Below are 15775 nucleotides of genomic sequence, written 5' to 3'. Positions count from 1 at the left end.
GCAGGAGCGCGAGCTGCTCCGAGTGGGCAGGGACACAGAGTCGGGGGAGCTCTGGACGGCATACCGACTGGTCGGCATGATGGGGCGCACCATCTCACACGTACGTACGCGCCCGGAGGTACCGCACATGAGCACCGTCCCCCCGCCAGGGCCCCAGCCCGCCGCCGCGCCGCCGCCCGGTCTCGATCCTGAAGCGCTGCGCGCGTATCTGGACCGCGAGCGGCCTGGCCTGGTGGCCGGGCCGCTGTCCGCCCGGCTGATCGAGGGAGGGCGCTCCAATCTGACGTACGACGTCACGGACGGGAGCTCGCGGTGGGTGGTGCGCCGCCCGCCGCTCGGTCACGTACTGGCGACGGCGCACGACATGAAGCGTGAGTTCCGGGTGATCAGCGGGCTGCATCCGACGAAGGTGCCGGTGCCCGCACCGGTCCTGCTGTGCGAGGACGAGTCGGTGCTCGGATCGCCGTTCTACGTCATGGAGTTCGTGGCGGGGACGCCGTACCGGACGGCGGAGGAGCTGGCTCCGCTGGGTCCCGGGCGGACCCGCGCCGCCGTGCTGGGACTTGTCGACACGCTCGTCGAACTGCACGCGGTGGAACCCGAGTCGGTGGGGCTCGGCGACTTCGGCCGGCCCGACGGCTTCCTGGACCGTCAGCTGCGGCGCTGGGGGAAGCAGTTGGACGCCTCCCGCAACCGTGAGCTGGCCGGGATCGACGAGCTGCACGCCGCACTGGGGCGGGCGCTGCCCGACTCCCCCGCGCCCACGGTCGTACACGGCGACTACCGGCTCGACAACGTCCTGATCGGCGGCCCGGACGACACCATCCGCGCCGTCCTCGACTGGGAGATGTCCACGCTCGGCGACCCGTTGACCGACCTCGGCCTCCTGGTGATGTACGGGACGAAGCTGGATCTGCCCGGCTCCCCCATCTCCACGACGGCCTCCGCGGCGGGCCATCCCACGGCGGACGAGATCGTCGCACGCTACGCGGCCGCGTCCGGGCGGGACGTGTCGGCGGTGAACTGGTACACGGCGTTCGCCTGGTTCAAGCTCGCCGTGATCCTCGAAGGCATCCACTACCGCTACACGCTCGGGCAGACCGTCGGCGCCGGCTTCGACCGGATCGGCGAGCTGGTGCCCGTCTTCATCCAGCACGGCCTGACGACTCTGGCAACCCTGACGACCCCTCAGAAGGGCTGAAGACTCATGAACTTCGCATACGACGCACGGACCGAAGAGCTGCGCGGCAGGCTGCTCGCCTTCATGGACAGTCACGTGTACCCGGCGGAGACGGTCGCGCACGAGCAGCGGGAGCAGCTGGCCTCGCCGTGGGACACCCCGGCGGTGGTGGAGGAGTTGAAGGCGGAGGCGCGGCGGCAGGGGCTCTGGAATCTCTTCCTTCCAGACGAGACGTACGGGGCGGGGCTGACCAATCTCCAGTACGCACCGCTGGCCGAAATCACCGGCCGCTCCCCGCAGTTGGCGCCGACCGCGCTGAACTGTGCGGCGCCGGACACCGGGAACATGGAGCTGCTGTTCCAGTTCGCCACCGAGCAGCAGAAGAAGCAGTGGCTGGAGCCGCTGCTGTCCGGCGACATCCGGTCGGCGTTCGCGATGACCGAGCCCGAGGTGGCGTCCTCGGACGCGACGAACATCGAGACGCGGATCGAGCACCAGGGGGACGAATACGTCATCACCGGGCGGAAATGGTACATCTCTGGGGCGATGAACCCCGACTGCAAGGTCTTCATCGTGATGGGCAAGACCGACCCGGACGGTGACGACGTGCGCCGCCAGCAGTCGATGATCCTGGTGCCGCGCGACGCACCGGGCGTCGAGATCCGCCGCGCGATGCAGGTGTACGGGTACGAGGACCACTACCACGGGGGGCACGCGGAGGTCGTCTTCCACGGCGTACGGGTGCCTGCCGCGAACCTGGTCGGCGAGGAGGGCGGCGGGTTCGCGATCGCGCAGGCGCGGCTCGGTCCCGGGCGCATCCACCACTGCATGCGGCTGATCGGCATGGCCGAGCGGGCCATCGAGCTGATGTGCCGGCGGGCGGTGGGGCGCAGTGCGTTCGGCAAGCCGCTCGCCCAGCAGGGCGTCGTGCAGAACTGGATCGCGGACGCCCGGGTGACCGTCGAGCAGCTGCGGCTGCTGGTGCTGAAGACGGCCTGGATGATGGACACGGTCGGCAACCGGGGTGCGCACACCGAGATCCAGGCGATCAAGATCGCGACGCCGCGTGCGGTGCTCGACATCATCGACAACGCGGTGCAGCTGTACGGCGCGGGCGGTGTCAGCCAGGACTTCCCGCTGGCCGAACTGTGGGCGGGGGCGCGGACGCTGCGGCTGGCGGACGGGCCCGACGAGGTGCACCAGAGGTCGCTGGCGCGGCGGGAGCTGAAGAAGTACCTGTAGGGCTCGGCGGCCTGCGGGCGTGAAGAGGTACCTGTAGGGTTCGGCGGCTGCGGGCGCCGGCAGACGTGGGCGGCGGGCCGGGCCAGCCGCTACGGCCTCAGCGCCCGCAGCAGCAGGTCCGCCAGGTGGTCCGCCACCTGCTGCGGGGCCAGTGGGCCGTCCGGGCGGTACCAGGTCGACAGGTGGTGGACCGAGCCGAAGTGGTAGTCGACCACCAGGTCCGCGGGGGTGGCCGACGAGAAGACGCCCGACTTCTGGCCCTCCTCGACCAGGGCGCGGAACCGCTCGTGGTAGCGCCGCCGCTCCGCCCTTACCTGCTTGTCCTTCTCCGGGCTCAGGTGGTGCATGGAGCGGAAGAAGATCGACGCGTCGTCGAGGTTCTCGATGGTGGTGACCACGACGTCCGCCGCCGCGTCCCGCAGCCGCTGCTCGACAGGGGCGTCCGCGTCGGCGAACGCGTCCAGGCGCTCCTGCTGGACTCGCAGCACCCGTGCGTACACCTCGTGCAGCAGGTCGTCCTTGGAGCCGAAGTAGTGGTAGAGGGCGCCCTTGGTGACGCCCGCCGCCTCGACGATCTCCTGGACCGAGGTGCGGTCGTAGCCGCGCTCGGCGAAGAGCCGGGTGGCGGCGGCCAGCAGCCGCTGGGGAACGGGGGTGCCGCTCGGGTCCGTCGTTCTGGCCATTGCCGCCACCTGCCTTGCTGTACGTGCGAATGTGCGTGGAGTCGAAAGCTGTCGTGCCGCTGCGCTAGCGCGGGGAACGCAGTTCCCGCCGGAGGATCTTCCCACTTGTCGTCTTGGGCAGCTCCGGCAGGACCTCCACCTGACGCGGATACTTGTACGCGGCGAGCCGTTCCTTGCAGTACGCGATCAGCTCGTCGGGCCCGGTCCCCGCGCCGGGGCGCAGGCTGACGTACGCCTTGACGCTCTCGCCCCGGTAGGTGTCGGGGACGCCGACCACGGCCGCCTCCCGGACCGCGGGGTGGCCGTAGAGGACGTCCTCGACCTCGCGCGGCCAGACCTTGAAGCCGGACGCGTTGATCATGTCCTTCTTGCGGTCGACGACGTACAGCCAGCCGTCGGAGTCCATGAACCCGATGTCGCCGGTGCGCAGTTCGCCGTCAGGGAAGGTCTCGGCGGTGGCCTCGGGCAGCCGCCAGTAACCGGTGACGACCTGCGGACCGCGCACCGCTATCTCGCCCTGCTCGCCGAAGGGCACGTCCGCGCCCGTCTCGTCGACGATGCGGACGACGGTGTCGGGTCCTGGCACGCCGACCGACAGCGTCCCCGACACCGGGTCGACGGGTGCCTCCTTCTCCGGCGGTACGGACGCGCAGGGCGCCGTGCACTCGGTGAGCCCGTAGCCGTTGCGGATGTACGGGCCGAAGCCCGCCCGGAACTTCTCCACCAGCGCGGGCGGCAGCGGGGCGCCGCCCGAGTAGATCACCTGGAAGGAGGCGAAGTGCTCGCGCGTGGCGCCCGGGGCGGCCGCCAGCGCCATGAACGCCGTGGCAGGGCCGACGGTGTACGCGGGCCGGTGCTCGGCGAAGGCGTCCAGGACCACCTGGGGGTGGAAGCGGTAGGCGAGGACGAGGGTGCCCGCGTGGGCGAGACAGGTGGCCAGCTGGGCGACCATGCCGGTGATGTGGAAGAGCGGGGCGAGGGCGAAGTAGGACGACCCCTCGGCGACGGGGTGCCCGGTGCGCTGCCGCTCCGCGTTGATCATGATGTTTCCGTGGGAATTCATCGCCCCCTTCGGTGTGCCGCTGGTGCCGGACGTGTAACTGATCAACGCCGTGTCGGCGGGGCCGGGTTCCCGCTCCGGGGGTGAATCGGGAAGGGGCGGCTTCAGACCGGCCCGCGCGGCCTCGATCAGGTCGTCGGCATCGGCGGCCTGCGGCAGCCGCTCGAAGTCGAGCACCCGCGCGTCGTTCGTGCTCTGCAGGTCCAGCTCGCAGCCGGTCAGCACGATCCGTACGGAGGGGGCGTCCGCGGCCGTCTCCCGCAGATACCCCTGCCAGGCCCTGTCCGAGCAGATCAGCGCGGTGACCTCGGCATCTTTGAGGACGTGACCGACCTCCGCGGACTTGTACATCGGGTTGAGCGGGACGACCGTGGCGCCGGCCTTCCAGGCGCCGAGCAGGGCGAGCACGAAGTGCGGCGAGTTCTGCAGCATGATCGCCACCCGGTCGCCGCGCCGCAGCCCCTTCGCCACGAGGTGGCCGGCCACCGAGTCGGACAGGGCGTCCGTCTCGCGGTAGCTCAGCCGCCCGTCGAAGTAGGCGAGGGCGGTGCGCTCGGGGGCGCGCTCCACGCTCCGGCGGAAAGCGTGCACCAGGGTCGGCGCCGGGTCCACGGGAGCCCGCTGGGCCTCGGTGAGCTGGGCGAGCCACGGCTGGGCCGCGTAGAGGGAGCCGGTCCTTTCACCGGCGGAACCGGTCACCTGCCCGCCCCTTCCCACTTCTGCTGGAGGTGGTTCATACCGGTCAGCCAGCGGTCGGGTTCCGCCGCCCGCGCCTTGTAGTACTCCCCCACCTCGGGATGCGGCAGGATCAGGAAGCGGTCGGCCGCCATGCCCTCAAAGAGGGCGTCGGCGACGTCCTCCGGCTCGATCGCGGTCGGCGCGAGGACCAGGTCGCCCGCCGATCCGGCGGAGGTCAGCATGTCCGTACGTACGCCCTGGGGGCAGATCGCGTGGACCTTCACACCCTTGTGGCGGTAGGTCAGCGACAGCCACTCGGCGAAGGCGAGCGCACCGTGCTTGGTGACGCTGTACGGGGCGGCGCCGATCATCGTCAGGAGGCCGGCCGCCGACACGGTGGAGACGAACCGGCCGCTCCCCCGTTCCAGCCACTCGGGCAGCAGCGCACGGGCCGCCCGTACGTGGGCCATCACATTGACGTCCCAGGCTCTCTCCCAGAGCTCCTCGGCGAACGGGTCGCCGCCGCAGCCGACCCCGGCGTTGGCGCAGTACACGTCGATCGCACCGCCGAGGGCGTCGCGCGCCTCGGCCACGATCTCCGAGGCGTCTCCGGGCACGGCCGTCGCGCCGATCTCGTCGGCGACCGCCTTGGCCTTCCCCGCATCCAGGTCGTTGACCACGACCCGTGCTCCGCCGGCCGCGAATCTCCGGGCCAGTGCGGCTCCGATGCCGCCTCCCGCACCCGTGACCACGACTCCCGCGTCCTGCACCGCATCCATCTGGGGTCCGCCTCTCCATGCCGAGTTCCTCCGCAGACTAACCAGTCGGTATGGAGTGGCGAAAGGGGTGGACGCAGGTGATCCGGGGCTCGTTCCCGCCGGTCCCGGGAGCGTTCCGTCCGCTCCGGGGCGCGTTCCGTTCCCTACGGGAAGGACACGGGCTAGCGTGCGCGGACATGACAGACCGTCCGATCACGGAGGTTGCGCACATGAGCTTGTCCAGAAGAGGGCTGCTGGCGGCGGGCGGCGGCACGGTGGGGGTGCTTGCCGCCGGCAGCGGCCCCGCGGCGGCACAGCCGGAGCACGGGGACGCCCCCCGGGTCCGTACCGGATTCGACCGGCTCGCGGCCGACGGGTACCGGCTGCTGGGCGGCCGGAAGGTCGGCGTCGTCACCAACCCGACCGGCGTCACCGCCGACGTCCGGCACATCGTCGACGTGATGCACGCCGACGAGCGGGTGAACCTCACCGCCGTCTTCGGCCCCGAGCACGGCTTCCGGGGGACCGCACAGGCGGGCGGCTCCGAGGGGCGCTACGACGACCCCGCGACGGGCCTCCCGGTCTACGACACGTACTTGAAGAGCGGGCAGCCGCTCGCCGACATCTTCACCGCGTCCGCCGTGGACACCGTCGTCTTCGACATCCAGGACGTGGGCGCCCGCTTCTACACGTACATCTGGACGCTGTACGACTGCATGGTGGCGGCTGCGCTCGCGGGCAAGCGGTTCGTGGTCCTGGACCGGCCGAATCCGGTGACCGGGCGGGCGGCGCTGGGGCCTGTGCTCGACCGGGCGTTCGCGACGTTCGTGGGGCGGGAGCCGATCGCGCAGGCGCACGGGATGACGGTGGCGGAGCTGGCGCTGCTGTTCAACGCGGAGTTCCTGGCGAAACCGGTGCCTCTTGAGGTGGTGCGGACGACGGGGTGGCGGCGCGGGGACTTCTTCGACGCGACGGGGCTGCCCTGGGTGCCGCCGAGCCCCAACATGCCCACCGCGGACACGGCGTTGGTGTACTCCGGCACCTGCCTCTTCGAGGGCACGAACCTCTCGGAGGGGCGCGGCACCACCCGCCCGTTCGAGCTGCTGGGCGCGGAGGGCATCGACCGGCGGTGGGCGGAGGCGGCGAACGCGGAGCGGCTGCCCGGGGTGCGGTTCCGGGAGGCGTACTTCGCGCCGACGTTCTCCAAGTTCCAGGGGAAGACGATCGGCGGCGTCCAACTGCACGTCCACGACCGGGAGTCGTACGACCCGGTGCGCACCGGGATCGCGCTCCTGGTGACGGCAAAGAAGAGCTGGAGCGGCTTCGCGTGGCGTGGCGACAACTGGATCGACAAGCTCACCGGGAACACCCGGGTACGGACGATGATCGACGCGGGGGCGGGAACGGCCGAGGTGGTGGGCGCCTGGCAGGCGGACCTGGCGGCGTTCCGCCGGGTGCGGCGGGAGCACCTGCTGTACCGCTGAGCACGGATATCCGGCCATCGGCGTCCCACATGATGGGACCGACCGTCCCACCTATTGACTGCCCCATACATCGACCGAGAACCTGCCGGTCGTGAACGACGAATCACGCACCACGAAGACAGCGACACCGGCCATCGCCGCCGACGCCGACGCACCCTCCACCGACGCGCCCGCCGGGAGCCCGGAGAGTCTGCGCCGGGTGGCGGTGGCCAGTTTCATCGGCACCGCCATCGAGTTCTACGACTTCTACATCTACGGGACGGCGGCGGCGCTCGTCCTCAATGAGGCGTTCTTCCCGAACCTCACACCGCTCAACGCGACGCTCGCATCCTTCTCGACGTACGCCGTCGCCTTCGCCGCCCGCCCTCTCGGCTCCGTGGTCTTCGGGCACTTCGGCGACCGGGTCGGCCGCAAGTCGGTTCTCGTCGTCTCGCTCCTGCTGATGGGGCTGTCGACGGCGCTGGTGGGGCTGCTGCCCGGCTACGGCAGTTGGGGCATCTGGGCGCCGCTGCTGCTGGTCCTGCTGCGTTTCCTGCAGGGCATCGGGCTCGGCGGCGAGTGGGGCGGGGCGGCGCTGCTCGCGGTGGAGCACGCCCCGCGCGGCCGGCGCGGCCTCTATGCGGCGTTCCCGCAACTCGGCCCGTCCATCGGCTTCTTCGCGGCGACGGGCATCTTCTGGTTGCTGTCGGCGGTGCTGGACGACGCGGCGTTCAAGAGCTGGGGGTGGCGGATTCCGTTCCTGCTGTCGTTCCTGCTGGTCGCGGTGGGGCTTTTCGTACGGCTGAAGATCAGCGAAACCCCGGTGTTCCAGCGGGTGATGGAGAAGCAGGAGGCCAGCAAGGTCCCCACGCTTGAGGTCTTCCGGAAGTTCCCGCGCGAACTGCTGCTCGGTGCGGGCGGCATGATCGTCGCGTACGGGCTGTTCTACACGGCGACGACGTACTGCCTGTCGTACGCGACGAAGACGCTCGGGGTGGCGCGGGGCACCATGCTCGGACTGTCCATGGTGGCCTGTCTGTTCCTGGCGGCGGGGACCTGGCTCGCGGCGACACGCTCCGACGCGGGCGGCCGGCGCAAGCTGATCCTGGCCGGTTGCGGGCTGGCGGTGGTGTGGGGTCTCGTCCTCTTCCCGCTGCTCGACACCAAGCAGCCGGTGCTGATCGCGGTGGCACTCGGCGGGGCACTGTTCTGCATGGGGGTCGTGTACGGGCCGATGGGCGCGTACCTGCCGGAGCTGTTCGGGGCGCGGGTGCGCTACTCGGGCGCGTCCCTGGCGTACAACCTGGGCGGGGTGCTCGGCGGCGCGGTGGCGCCGCTGGTGGCGACGCGGCTCCAGGCGGGCTTCGGTTCGGCGTCGGTCGGCTGGTACGTGAGCGCGATGGCGGTCGTGTCGCTGCTGTGCGTGCTGGCGCTGCCGGAGACGCGGGAGCGGGAGCTGGGCTGAGCCGCCGGGACACGGGGGAACCCGGGACCGTTCGGTGACGGGCCTTCTCCACACGGACGGGCTTTCTCCACACGTTCGAGTGAGTCGTTCGAGCCGCGGAGTGACGTGGAGAGTCGGGAGCGTTCCATGCGAATCCGGACCAATTGATCCCTGATGGGGCCCATCGGATTTTCGATGGAGCCGAAACGGGCACTCGTACGTCCATTCATCGACGCCGAAGTACCAGCGACGGAGGTGGCAGTGCGATGGCCGGTTTTCGGAGTCTCGCGAGACAGGTACGTGATCCGAGGTGTGATCTTGCGCTGAGGCGGTATTCGCTGCGCAAGTGTCTGGAGCGGTTCGCCCCTTACGGGCACAGGGCGACCTGGGACCATCTGTGCGCCCGGCACGGGTTCGGTCAGGAGGACCGGGCGCCCGAACCGGTGCGGCTGGTGGCCGCGCTGGAGGAACTGGAGGAGGCGCGGGCCGTCTGGCTCGCGTACGAAGTGGAGTTCGCACAGCGCCGCAAGCGCGAGAAGCACGACGGGCTGCGGCGGCCGGGCTCCTTCGACGACTGGCACCGGCGGACCTGGGGCGGTTTCGGGGTCGCGTGGTGCGACGATCCGGCGGTCCACCCGTCGGCGCCGATGGCCGACGTGCTGCGCGGGCTGATCTCCGCCCTGGAGTCGGAACCCGGCACGCACTGCCCGGTGTGTGCGTCGGGGCGGATCGTCTGGAAGCAGGACATGCTCCACGAGCCGTGGTTCGGGCCGGTCTGCACGGGATGCGGAATCCTGGTGCCGCAGCCCGTCCTGACGCCCGGGGCGCTCGCGGAGGCCAAGAGGGTACGGCGCCGGGAGCTGGCGTCCGTGGCGTGAGAGCGTGGGGCGCGGCGGAATTCCCCGTGGCGCTGCGTCCCCGTGCCCGTCGGAGGTGCCCACCGGATGTGCCCGTCTCGTCACGAGGGCCGCTCGGAGGTTTCCCCGCAACAACCGTGCGAATGCTCGGTGCATGGCTGATTGTCAGTGGCGGGTGTCACCATCGAATGCATGGTCGAGCCCTTGATGCAGGTCTGTGTGAATGGTCAGCGCTGTCCCGGTGACGGTGCCGCCGTTCCGGTGTCGCCCGGTGCGATGGCCGAGTCGGCCGCAGCCGCGGTCGCGGCCGGTGCCGCGGAGGTGCATGTGCACCCCAAGTCCCCTTGTGGGGACGACACGTTGTCGGCGAGTGTGCTCGCGGCGACCCTCATAGCGATACGGGGCGCGGTGGACGTGCCCGTCGGGGTGACGACCGGTGCCTGGACCGAACCCGAACCGCAGCGGCGCATCGAGCGCATCGCGTCCTGGACGGTGCTGCCCGACCACGCCTCGGTGAACTGGCACGAGCCGGGCGCGGAGGAGGTCGCGGCGGCGCTGCTCGCGCGCGGTGTCGCCGTGGAGTCCGGCCTGTGGTCCGGCACGCAGGGGGCGGACCGTTTTCTCAGCTCCCCACTGGCGTCCAGATCCCTGCGGGTGCTGGTGGAGGTGACCGACCCCGATCCGCTCACCGCCGAGGACTCGGCCCTCCAGTTCCTGGCGGACCTCGCACGCCGGGGCGCAGTGGGGTCCCAGGGGGACGTGCGCGGGGCCCCGATGCTGCTGCACGGCGAGGACGGCGGCGCCTGGCCGGTGCTCGCGCTGGCCCGCCGTCTCGGTCTGGCCACCCGGATAGGCCTGGAGGACACCCTGCTGCTCCCGGACGGCCGGCCTGCCGGGTCGAATGCCCAACTGGTGTGTGCTGCCCGGGATATTCGGTGGCCGGTGGAGGTGGCGTAACCGCACAGTGGGGGCGGAGACCATCACCGTACGAGAAGTGCAAGACGTGCGAGATGTACGAGACGTACGACCGGCCCAGGAGCCGACGACAAGGGGGGCGCCGACATGTCGACGCTGCGAGTGACCGCCGAATTTCTGACCATCCACGACCACCCGAACGCGGACGCGCTCGAACTCGCGCAGGTCGGGCTCTACCGTGCCGTCGTCGCCAAGGGCGCGTACCGCACCAAGGACGCCGCGCTCTACATCCCGGAGCAGTCCGTCCTCCCCGCCGCGCTGATCGAGGAGCTGGGGCTCACCGGCAGGCTGGCGGGCAAGGACTCCGACCGGGTCAAGGCGGTTCGGCTGCGCGGCGAGGTGTCGCAGGGCATCGTGTGCAGGCCCGGCGCCCTGGAGGGTACGGATCTGGCGCGGGCCGCCGCCGAGGGCACCGACTTCGCGGAGCTGCTCGGCATCACGAAGTGGGTGCCGCCGATCCCGCCGACGATGAACGGCGAGGTGGAGCGCGCACCCGACCTGCTGCCCTGGGTCGACATCGAGAACCTGCACCGGTACCCGCAGCTGTTCGAGCCCGGCGAGAGCGTCGTACTCACCGAGAAGCTGCACGGCACGGCCTGCCTGGTGACGTATGTCGCCGACCAGGAGCGGGTGTTCGTGTCCTCGAAGGGCTTCGGTGCGCGGAGCCTCGCACTCAAGGAGGACCCGCGCAACCTGTACTGGCGGGCGGTCACCGGGCACGGCGTGCCGGCCGTCGCCGCCCGCCTCGCCGCGAAGCTGGGCGCCCGCCGCGTCGGCATCTTCGGCGAGGTGTACGGCGCGGGCGTGCAGGACCTGTCGTACGGCGCCGACGGCCGCTCCCTGCAGCTGGGTTACGCCGCGTTCGACGTGTCGGTGGACGTGGACGGGCAGGTGCGGTGGCTGGACGCGGCCGAGTTCGTGGCGCTGCTCGACGGTGAACTGCCGCTGGTTCCAAGGCTGTACGAGGGCCCCTACGACGTGACGAAGGTGCTGGAACTGGCCTCGGGGCGGGAGACCGTGTCCGGCCGGGACCTGCATCTGCGGGAGGGCGTGGTGATACGTCCGGCCGTCGAGCGGCACAGCCATGTGGTGGGCGGCCGGGCCGTCGCGAAGGCGGTCAGCCCGGCGTACCTGACGCGCAAGGGCGGCACCGAGTTCGAGTAGCGCGCCTTCAGAGCCGGTCGTCCGGCCGGCCACCGGGCGTCGTACTCCTCGGCGAGGGACGGAAGGCCGGTCCCGCTCGGGCTCGTGTCAGCCCTTCTTCTTCTCGCCCCTCACTCGTGTCAGGCCTTCTTCTTCTCGCCCATCAGACGGGAGCCGCTGATCATGTCGCCGATCACGTCGTCCGGGTTGGACAGCACGCAGGTCTCCAGGGACAGGCAACCGCAGCCGATGCAGTCGGTGAGGTGGTCGCGCAGGCGCCCCAGCTGTTGGATGCGGGCGTCGAGTTCGGAGCGCCAGTTCTCGGAGAGCCGGGCCCAGTCCTCGCGGGTCGGGGTGCGCTCCTCCGGCAGTCCTGACAGTGCGTCGCGGATGGTGGCGAGCGGGATGCCGACGCGCTGTGCGGCACGGACGAAGGCGACCCTGCGCAGCGCGTCGCGCCCGTACCGGCGCTGGTTGCCGGAGGTGCGGGTGCTGCTGATCAGGCCCTTGGTCTCGTAGAAGTGCAGGGCGGAGACGGCGGCACCGCTGCGCGCGGACAGCTGACCGACGGTGAGCTCGTGGATCTTCTCTGGAATCTGCGGCACCCCGTGAAGCCTAGTGGGCGTCCGTTGACAGGAACACCTGGGCCCAACCATGCTGAGCAAGCGCTTAGACAATGATGCGAGTAGTGCTTTTGGCTGTATCTGAGCAGGTTTGAGCAGAGGGAGCAGAGGAATGGCTGAGCCGAGGATCTTCGCGTCCGCCGAGGAGCTGCGTGCCGGGATCGGCGAGCAGCTGGGGCACAGCGAGTGGCTGGAGGTCAACCAGAAGCGGATCGACCTGTTCGCCGACGCGACCGGTGACCACCAGTGGATTCACGTCGACCCTGTGCGGGCGGCCGAGGGCCCGTTCGGGAAGACGATCGCGCACGGCTATCTGACGCTGTCACTGCTACCGGTGTTCGTACCGCAGGTGCTGCGGGTCGAGGGCATGAAGATGGGCGTCAACTACGGGACGGACAAGGTCCGTTTCCCCGCCCCTGTGCCAGTGGGCTCGCGGCTGCGCGCCACGGCCGTACTGACGGACGTCGCCGAGGCGGGCGGCGGCGTGCAGGTCACGGCGAAGGTGACGGTGGAGATCGAGGGCGGCGAGAAGCCGGTGTGCGTGGCGGAGTCGATCTCCCGCTACTACTTCTGAACACCGCTTCCACTTCTGAACGCCGCAACTCCTTCTGAAGCCGCAACTCCTTCTGAACGCTACGAGTCGGCCGCGACCATCCGCAGTACGAGGTCGGCGTACAGTGCGCCGACCTCGTCGGGCGTGCGCCTGCCCTCCACGTTGAACCAGCGGGCCACGTCGATGCAGAGCGACAGCACGGCGAGCGTGGTGCCGGGGATGTCGGGGACGTCGAACTCCCCCGCCTCCACACCGTCGTTGATGATGCGCCGCACCGCCGCGTCGCTCCTGCGGCGCAGCTCCACGATCTCCGCGCGGTGCTCGTCGCCGAGCGCGTCCAGCTCGTACTGGACGACGCGCGCCGTGGTGTGGTGCGCCGCGTGCCACCGTACGAAGGTGACGACGGCGTCCGTGAGTCGCTCGGCGGCGCTGCCGTCGCCGTCGGCGGCGCTCTCCAGGATGCGCAGGGCCTTGTCGTGGCCGATGCGGCTGATCCGGTGGAGCAGCTCTTCCTTGGTCTTGTAGTGGATGTAGAGCGCAGCCGGACTCATGCCCGCACGGCCCGCGATGTCGCGGGTGGTGGTGGCGTGGTAGCCGCGCTCGGCGAAGGCTCCGACGGCGGCGACCAGCAGCCTCCTGGCCGCTTCCGGGGCGACCTCGCCCCAGGCGGACGCCTCGTTGGAACCGGGCTCGCCGCCGGGCGCTCCCTCCGTGTCCTGCGCCGTGCTCATCGTTCGCCCCTTTGTCCGTCCAGCAGGACGAACACCATACCGCGCACCTCTGAGCAAGCGCTTAGCGCGAACTCGCGGGGTCAGTGCTTCTGGCGGGTCAGAGCTTCTGGAAGGGGTCGTGCTCGGCGAGGATCTTCTCCAGGCGGGCCTGGTCGACCCGGCTGACGATCTGCCCGGCCTCCTGCTTGTCGCGGATCACCTTGGCGAGGGTGAAGCAGGAGGTGACGAGGTAGAGGACGCCGATGGCCAGAAAGGCTCGCACCCAGCCGCTGGCGTCGAGGTAGAAGATGCCGATGGCGGTCGCGGACAGCGCGACGCCGAAAGAGGCGATGGCCTGGCCGTAGTAGGCCCCGGTGTTCTGCTGCTTGACCTGTGTATCGCTCATGGGCCCAGAGTGACTCGCATCACGGGGGCGAGACATCCGCTCTCGTACTCAGGAGGGTACTCAGGAACGCACTCAGAAGGCCGAAACCCCGGTCAGCGCACGGCCGATGACCAGCTTCTGGATCTGGCTGGTGCCCTCGTAGAGGGTCATCACGCGGGCGTCGCGCAGCAGCTTCCCCGCCGGGTACTCGTCGATGTAGCCGTACCCGCCGTACACCTGGAGGGCGTTGTTCGCGGCGCGGACGGCGGCCTCGGAGGCGAAGAGCTTGGCCTTGGAGGCCTCGGTCACGAAGGGCTCGCCGCGGTCGATCAGGTCGGCGACGCGCCAGGTGAGGAGGCGGGCGGCGTCGACATCGACCGCGATGTCGGTGATCAGTTCCTGTACGAGCTGGTGGTGGGCGATCGTCTTGCCGAACTGCTCGCGCTCCCCCGCGTACGAGAGGGCCGCGTCGAGCGCGGCCTGGGCGATGCCGACGCAGCCCGCGGCGACCGACATGCGGCCCTTGGCGAGGGCGGACATGGCGACGGAGAAGCCCTTGCCCTCGGGGGCCAGCATCGCGGAGGCGGGGACGCGGACGTCTTCGAGGACGAGCTCCGCGGTGGCCTGGCCGCGCAGGCCGAGCTTGCCGTGGAGGGTGCGGCGGGTGAGGCCGGGGGTGTCCGTGGGGACGAGGAAGGCGGAGACGCCCTTGTGGCCGGGGGCGTCGGTGGAGCGGGCGAAGAGGAGGACGACGTCGGCCCAGGTGCCGTTGGTGATGAACATCTTGGTGCCGTTGATGACGTAGTCGTCGCCGTCCCTGACCGCCCGGCTGATGAGGTTTCCGGCGTCGGATCCGGTGCCGGGCTCGGTCAGGCCGAAGCAGCCGATCGCCTCACCCGAGGTGAGGCGGGGCAGCCACTGCCGCTTCTGCTCCTCGTCGCCCCAGGCGGCGATGGTCTTGGCGACCAGGCCCAGCGATACGGAGACGATGCCGCGGACCGAGGAGTCGCCGCGGCCGAGTTCCTCGGTGACGAGGCAGTACGCGAGATGGTCGCCGCCGGAGCCGCCGTACTCCTCGGGGATCGTGAGGCCCAGGAAGCCGAGCGCGCCCAGCTTCTTCACTATCGACCGGTCGACGTTCTCGGCGCGGTCCCACTCGACGACGTGCGGGGCGATCTCGCGGGCGACGAAGTCCACGGCGAGCTGCCGGACGGCGCGCTGCTCCTCGCTGAGTTCCAGGTTCACGGACACCCACCCCGCCTTCTCAGTGCTTGCCCAGCGCTGATTTCCGCACGCTTAATTAGCACTGCTAGTTTCTTGTTGACGGGCCTACTATGTGCCGCATGGCCCGACCGCGCAAGCCCCTGTTGAGCAGAGACCGCATTGTCGAGACGGCGAGCGCGCTCGTGGACGCCGAGGGCCTCGAAGCGGTCTCCACGCGGCGGCTCGCGGCCGAACTCGGGGTCAGCGGCCCCTCCCTCTACAACCACTTCCGCAACAAGGACGAGATCCTGGAGGCGATCGCGGACGCGGTGTCGGCCAAGGTCGACCTGTCGATGTTCGACGAGGACGATCCGCGGGACTGGCGGGTGGCGCTGCACGACTGGGCACTCTCGTACCGTGCGGCCCTCACCGAGCACCCGCACATCGTCCCGGTGCTGGCGCGCGGCCCGGGGCGGCGGCCGGCCGGGCTGAAGGTCGCGGACGCGGTGTTCGGCTCGATGGTGCGGGCCGGGTGGCCGCCCGCCCAGGCGACGTACATCGGTGCGCTCATGCGGTACTTCATCACCGGCTCGGCGCTCGGTTCCTTCGCACGCGGCTTCGTGGACGACGAGGCGGCGTACGACCCGGCGGACTATCCGCACCTCGGGCAGGCGCACCTGCTCGCGGACCACCGGGAGAAGGTGGACGAGGGGGCGTTCGAGACGGGGCTGCGGGCGCTGGTGGACGGGCTGGGCTGCCAGTACGAGGCGGAAGATTTCCGGACAGTTCGGTCCGCGCCGAACCATTCTTAGGGCACT

At 70.4% G+C, this 15775-nt stretch carries 16 protein-coding genes; 9 read left to right on the top strand and 7 right to left on the bottom strand.

What is annotated here, in order from left to right; translation table 11 throughout:
• The first annotated feature begins 127 nt into the window (after positions 1-127).
• The gene (locus tag AB0D18_RS28690) at positions 128-1201 is read left to right on the top strand and encodes a phosphotransferase family protein (RefSeq protein ID WP_362424582.1); all 1074 of its coding nucleotides are present in this window, start codon (positions 128-130) and stop codon (positions 1199-1201) included.
• Between the two features lie 6 nt (positions 1202-1207).
• A complete protein-coding gene (locus AB0D18_RS28685) occupies positions 1208-2422 on the top strand; it encodes an acyl-CoA dehydrogenase family protein (protein WP_362424579.1) in 1215 nt (404 codons plus the stop codon).
• A gap of 89 nt (positions 2423-2511) precedes the next feature.
• On the opposite strand, the gene AB0D18_RS28680 is transcribed toward AB0D18_RS28685, so the two are convergent.
• The 3 genes from AB0D18_RS28680 to AB0D18_RS28670 all read right to left on the bottom strand — a co-directional run bounded on the left by AB0D18_RS28680 (position 2512) and on the right by AB0D18_RS28670 (position 5622).
• Positions 2512-3105, bottom strand: a complete 594-nt coding sequence (locus tag AB0D18_RS28680) for a TetR/AcrR family transcriptional regulator (protein WP_362424576.1) — start codon at positions 3103-3105, stop codon at positions 2512-2514.
• A gap of 64 nt (positions 3106-3169) precedes the next feature.
• Positions 3170-4864 carry an AMP-binding protein gene (locus AB0D18_RS28675; RefSeq protein ID WP_362424573.1) on the bottom strand — a complete coding sequence of 565 codons (1695 nt, stop codon included), beginning with the start codon at positions 4862-4864 and terminating at the stop codon, positions 3170-3172.
• Positions 4861-5622, bottom strand: coding sequence for an SDR family oxidoreductase (locus AB0D18_RS28670; protein ID WP_362424570.1), 762 nt, complete (start codon positions 5620-5622; stop codon positions 4861-4863). Before AB0D18_RS28670 ends, AB0D18_RS28675 begins: the two co-directional genes overlap by 4 nt.
• Positions 5623-5831: 209 nt before the next feature.
• Here AB0D18_RS28670 and AB0D18_RS28665 point away from each other — a divergent pair, with 209 nt between their 5' ends.
• The 5 genes from AB0D18_RS28665 to AB0D18_RS28645 all read left to right on the top strand — a co-directional run bounded on the left by AB0D18_RS28665 (position 5832) and on the right by AB0D18_RS28645 (position 11504).
• Positions 5832-7085, top strand: a complete 1254-nt coding sequence (locus tag AB0D18_RS28665; protein ID WP_362424567.1) for a DUF1343 domain-containing protein — start codon at positions 5832-5834, stop codon at positions 7083-7085.
• 133 nt (positions 7086-7218) lie between these two features.
• On the top strand, positions 7219-8529 hold the full coding sequence (locus tag AB0D18_RS28660) for an MFS transporter (RefSeq protein ID WP_362424734.1): 1311 nt from the start codon (positions 7219-7221) through the stop codon (positions 8527-8529).
• A gap of 245 nt (positions 8530-8774) precedes the next feature.
• A complete protein-coding gene (locus AB0D18_RS28655; RefSeq protein WP_362424564.1) occupies positions 8775-9386 on the top strand; it encodes a hypothetical protein in 612 nt (203 codons plus the stop codon).
• Positions 9387-9569: 183 nt separating this feature from the next.
• A complete protein-coding gene (locus AB0D18_RS28650; RefSeq protein ID WP_362424731.1) occupies positions 9570-10322 on the top strand; it encodes a 3-keto-5-aminohexanoate cleavage protein in 753 nt (250 codons plus the stop codon).
• Between the two features lie 105 nt (positions 10323-10427).
• Positions 10428-11504, top strand: coding sequence for an RNA ligase (ATP) (locus tag AB0D18_RS28645; protein ID WP_362424561.1), 1077 nt, complete (start codon positions 10428-10430; stop codon positions 11502-11504).
• A 119-nt stretch (positions 11505-11623) separates the two neighbouring features.
• On the opposite strand, the gene soxR is transcribed toward AB0D18_RS28645, so the two are convergent.
• Positions 11624-12088 carry a redox-sensitive transcriptional activator SoxR gene (gene soxR / locus AB0D18_RS28640; protein ID WP_362424559.1) on the bottom strand — a complete coding sequence of 155 codons (465 nt, stop codon included), beginning with the start codon at positions 12086-12088 and terminating at the stop codon, positions 11624-11626.
• A 130-nt stretch (positions 12089-12218) separates the two neighbouring features.
• Between soxR and AB0D18_RS28635 the strand changes: the two genes are divergently transcribed.
• Entirely contained in the window at positions 12219-12680 is a 462-nt protein-coding gene (locus tag AB0D18_RS28635; RefSeq protein WP_362424556.1) for a MaoC family dehydratase, read from the top strand.
• Between the two features lie 59 nt (positions 12681-12739).
• Here AB0D18_RS28635 and AB0D18_RS28630 read toward each other — a convergent pair whose 3' ends face one another.
• From AB0D18_RS28630 to AB0D18_RS28620, 3 genes are all read right to left on the bottom strand, one after another.
• On the bottom strand, positions 12740-13390 hold the full coding sequence (locus tag AB0D18_RS28630) for a TetR/AcrR family transcriptional regulator (RefSeq protein ID WP_362424553.1): 651 nt from the start codon (positions 13388-13390) through the stop codon (positions 12740-12742).
• A gap of 97 nt (positions 13391-13487) precedes the next feature.
• A complete protein-coding gene (locus AB0D18_RS28625) occupies positions 13488-13775 on the bottom strand; it encodes a YiaA/YiaB family inner membrane protein (protein WP_362424550.1) in 288 nt (95 codons plus the stop codon).
• A gap of 72 nt (positions 13776-13847) precedes the next feature.
• Positions 13848-14999, bottom strand: a complete 1152-nt coding sequence (locus AB0D18_RS28620) for an acyl-CoA dehydrogenase family protein (RefSeq protein ID WP_362424729.1) — start codon at positions 14997-14999, stop codon at positions 13848-13850.
• A 98-nt stretch (positions 15000-15097) separates the two neighbouring features.
• Between AB0D18_RS28620 and AB0D18_RS28615 the strand changes: the two genes are divergently transcribed.
• Positions 15098-15769: a TetR family transcriptional regulator gene (locus AB0D18_RS28615; protein WP_362424547.1), complete on the top strand. Its 672-nt coding sequence runs from the start codon at positions 15098-15100 to the stop codon at positions 15767-15769.
• The last annotated feature ends 6 nt before the right edge of the window (positions 15770-15775 follow it).

The sequence above is a fragment of the Streptomyces sp. NPDC048442 genome (assembly GCF_040651475.1).
Classification (GTDB): Bacteria; Actinomycetota; Actinomycetes; order Streptomycetales; family Streptomycetaceae; genus Streptomyces.
This window is presented reverse-complemented; position numbering and strand designations above follow the sequence as displayed.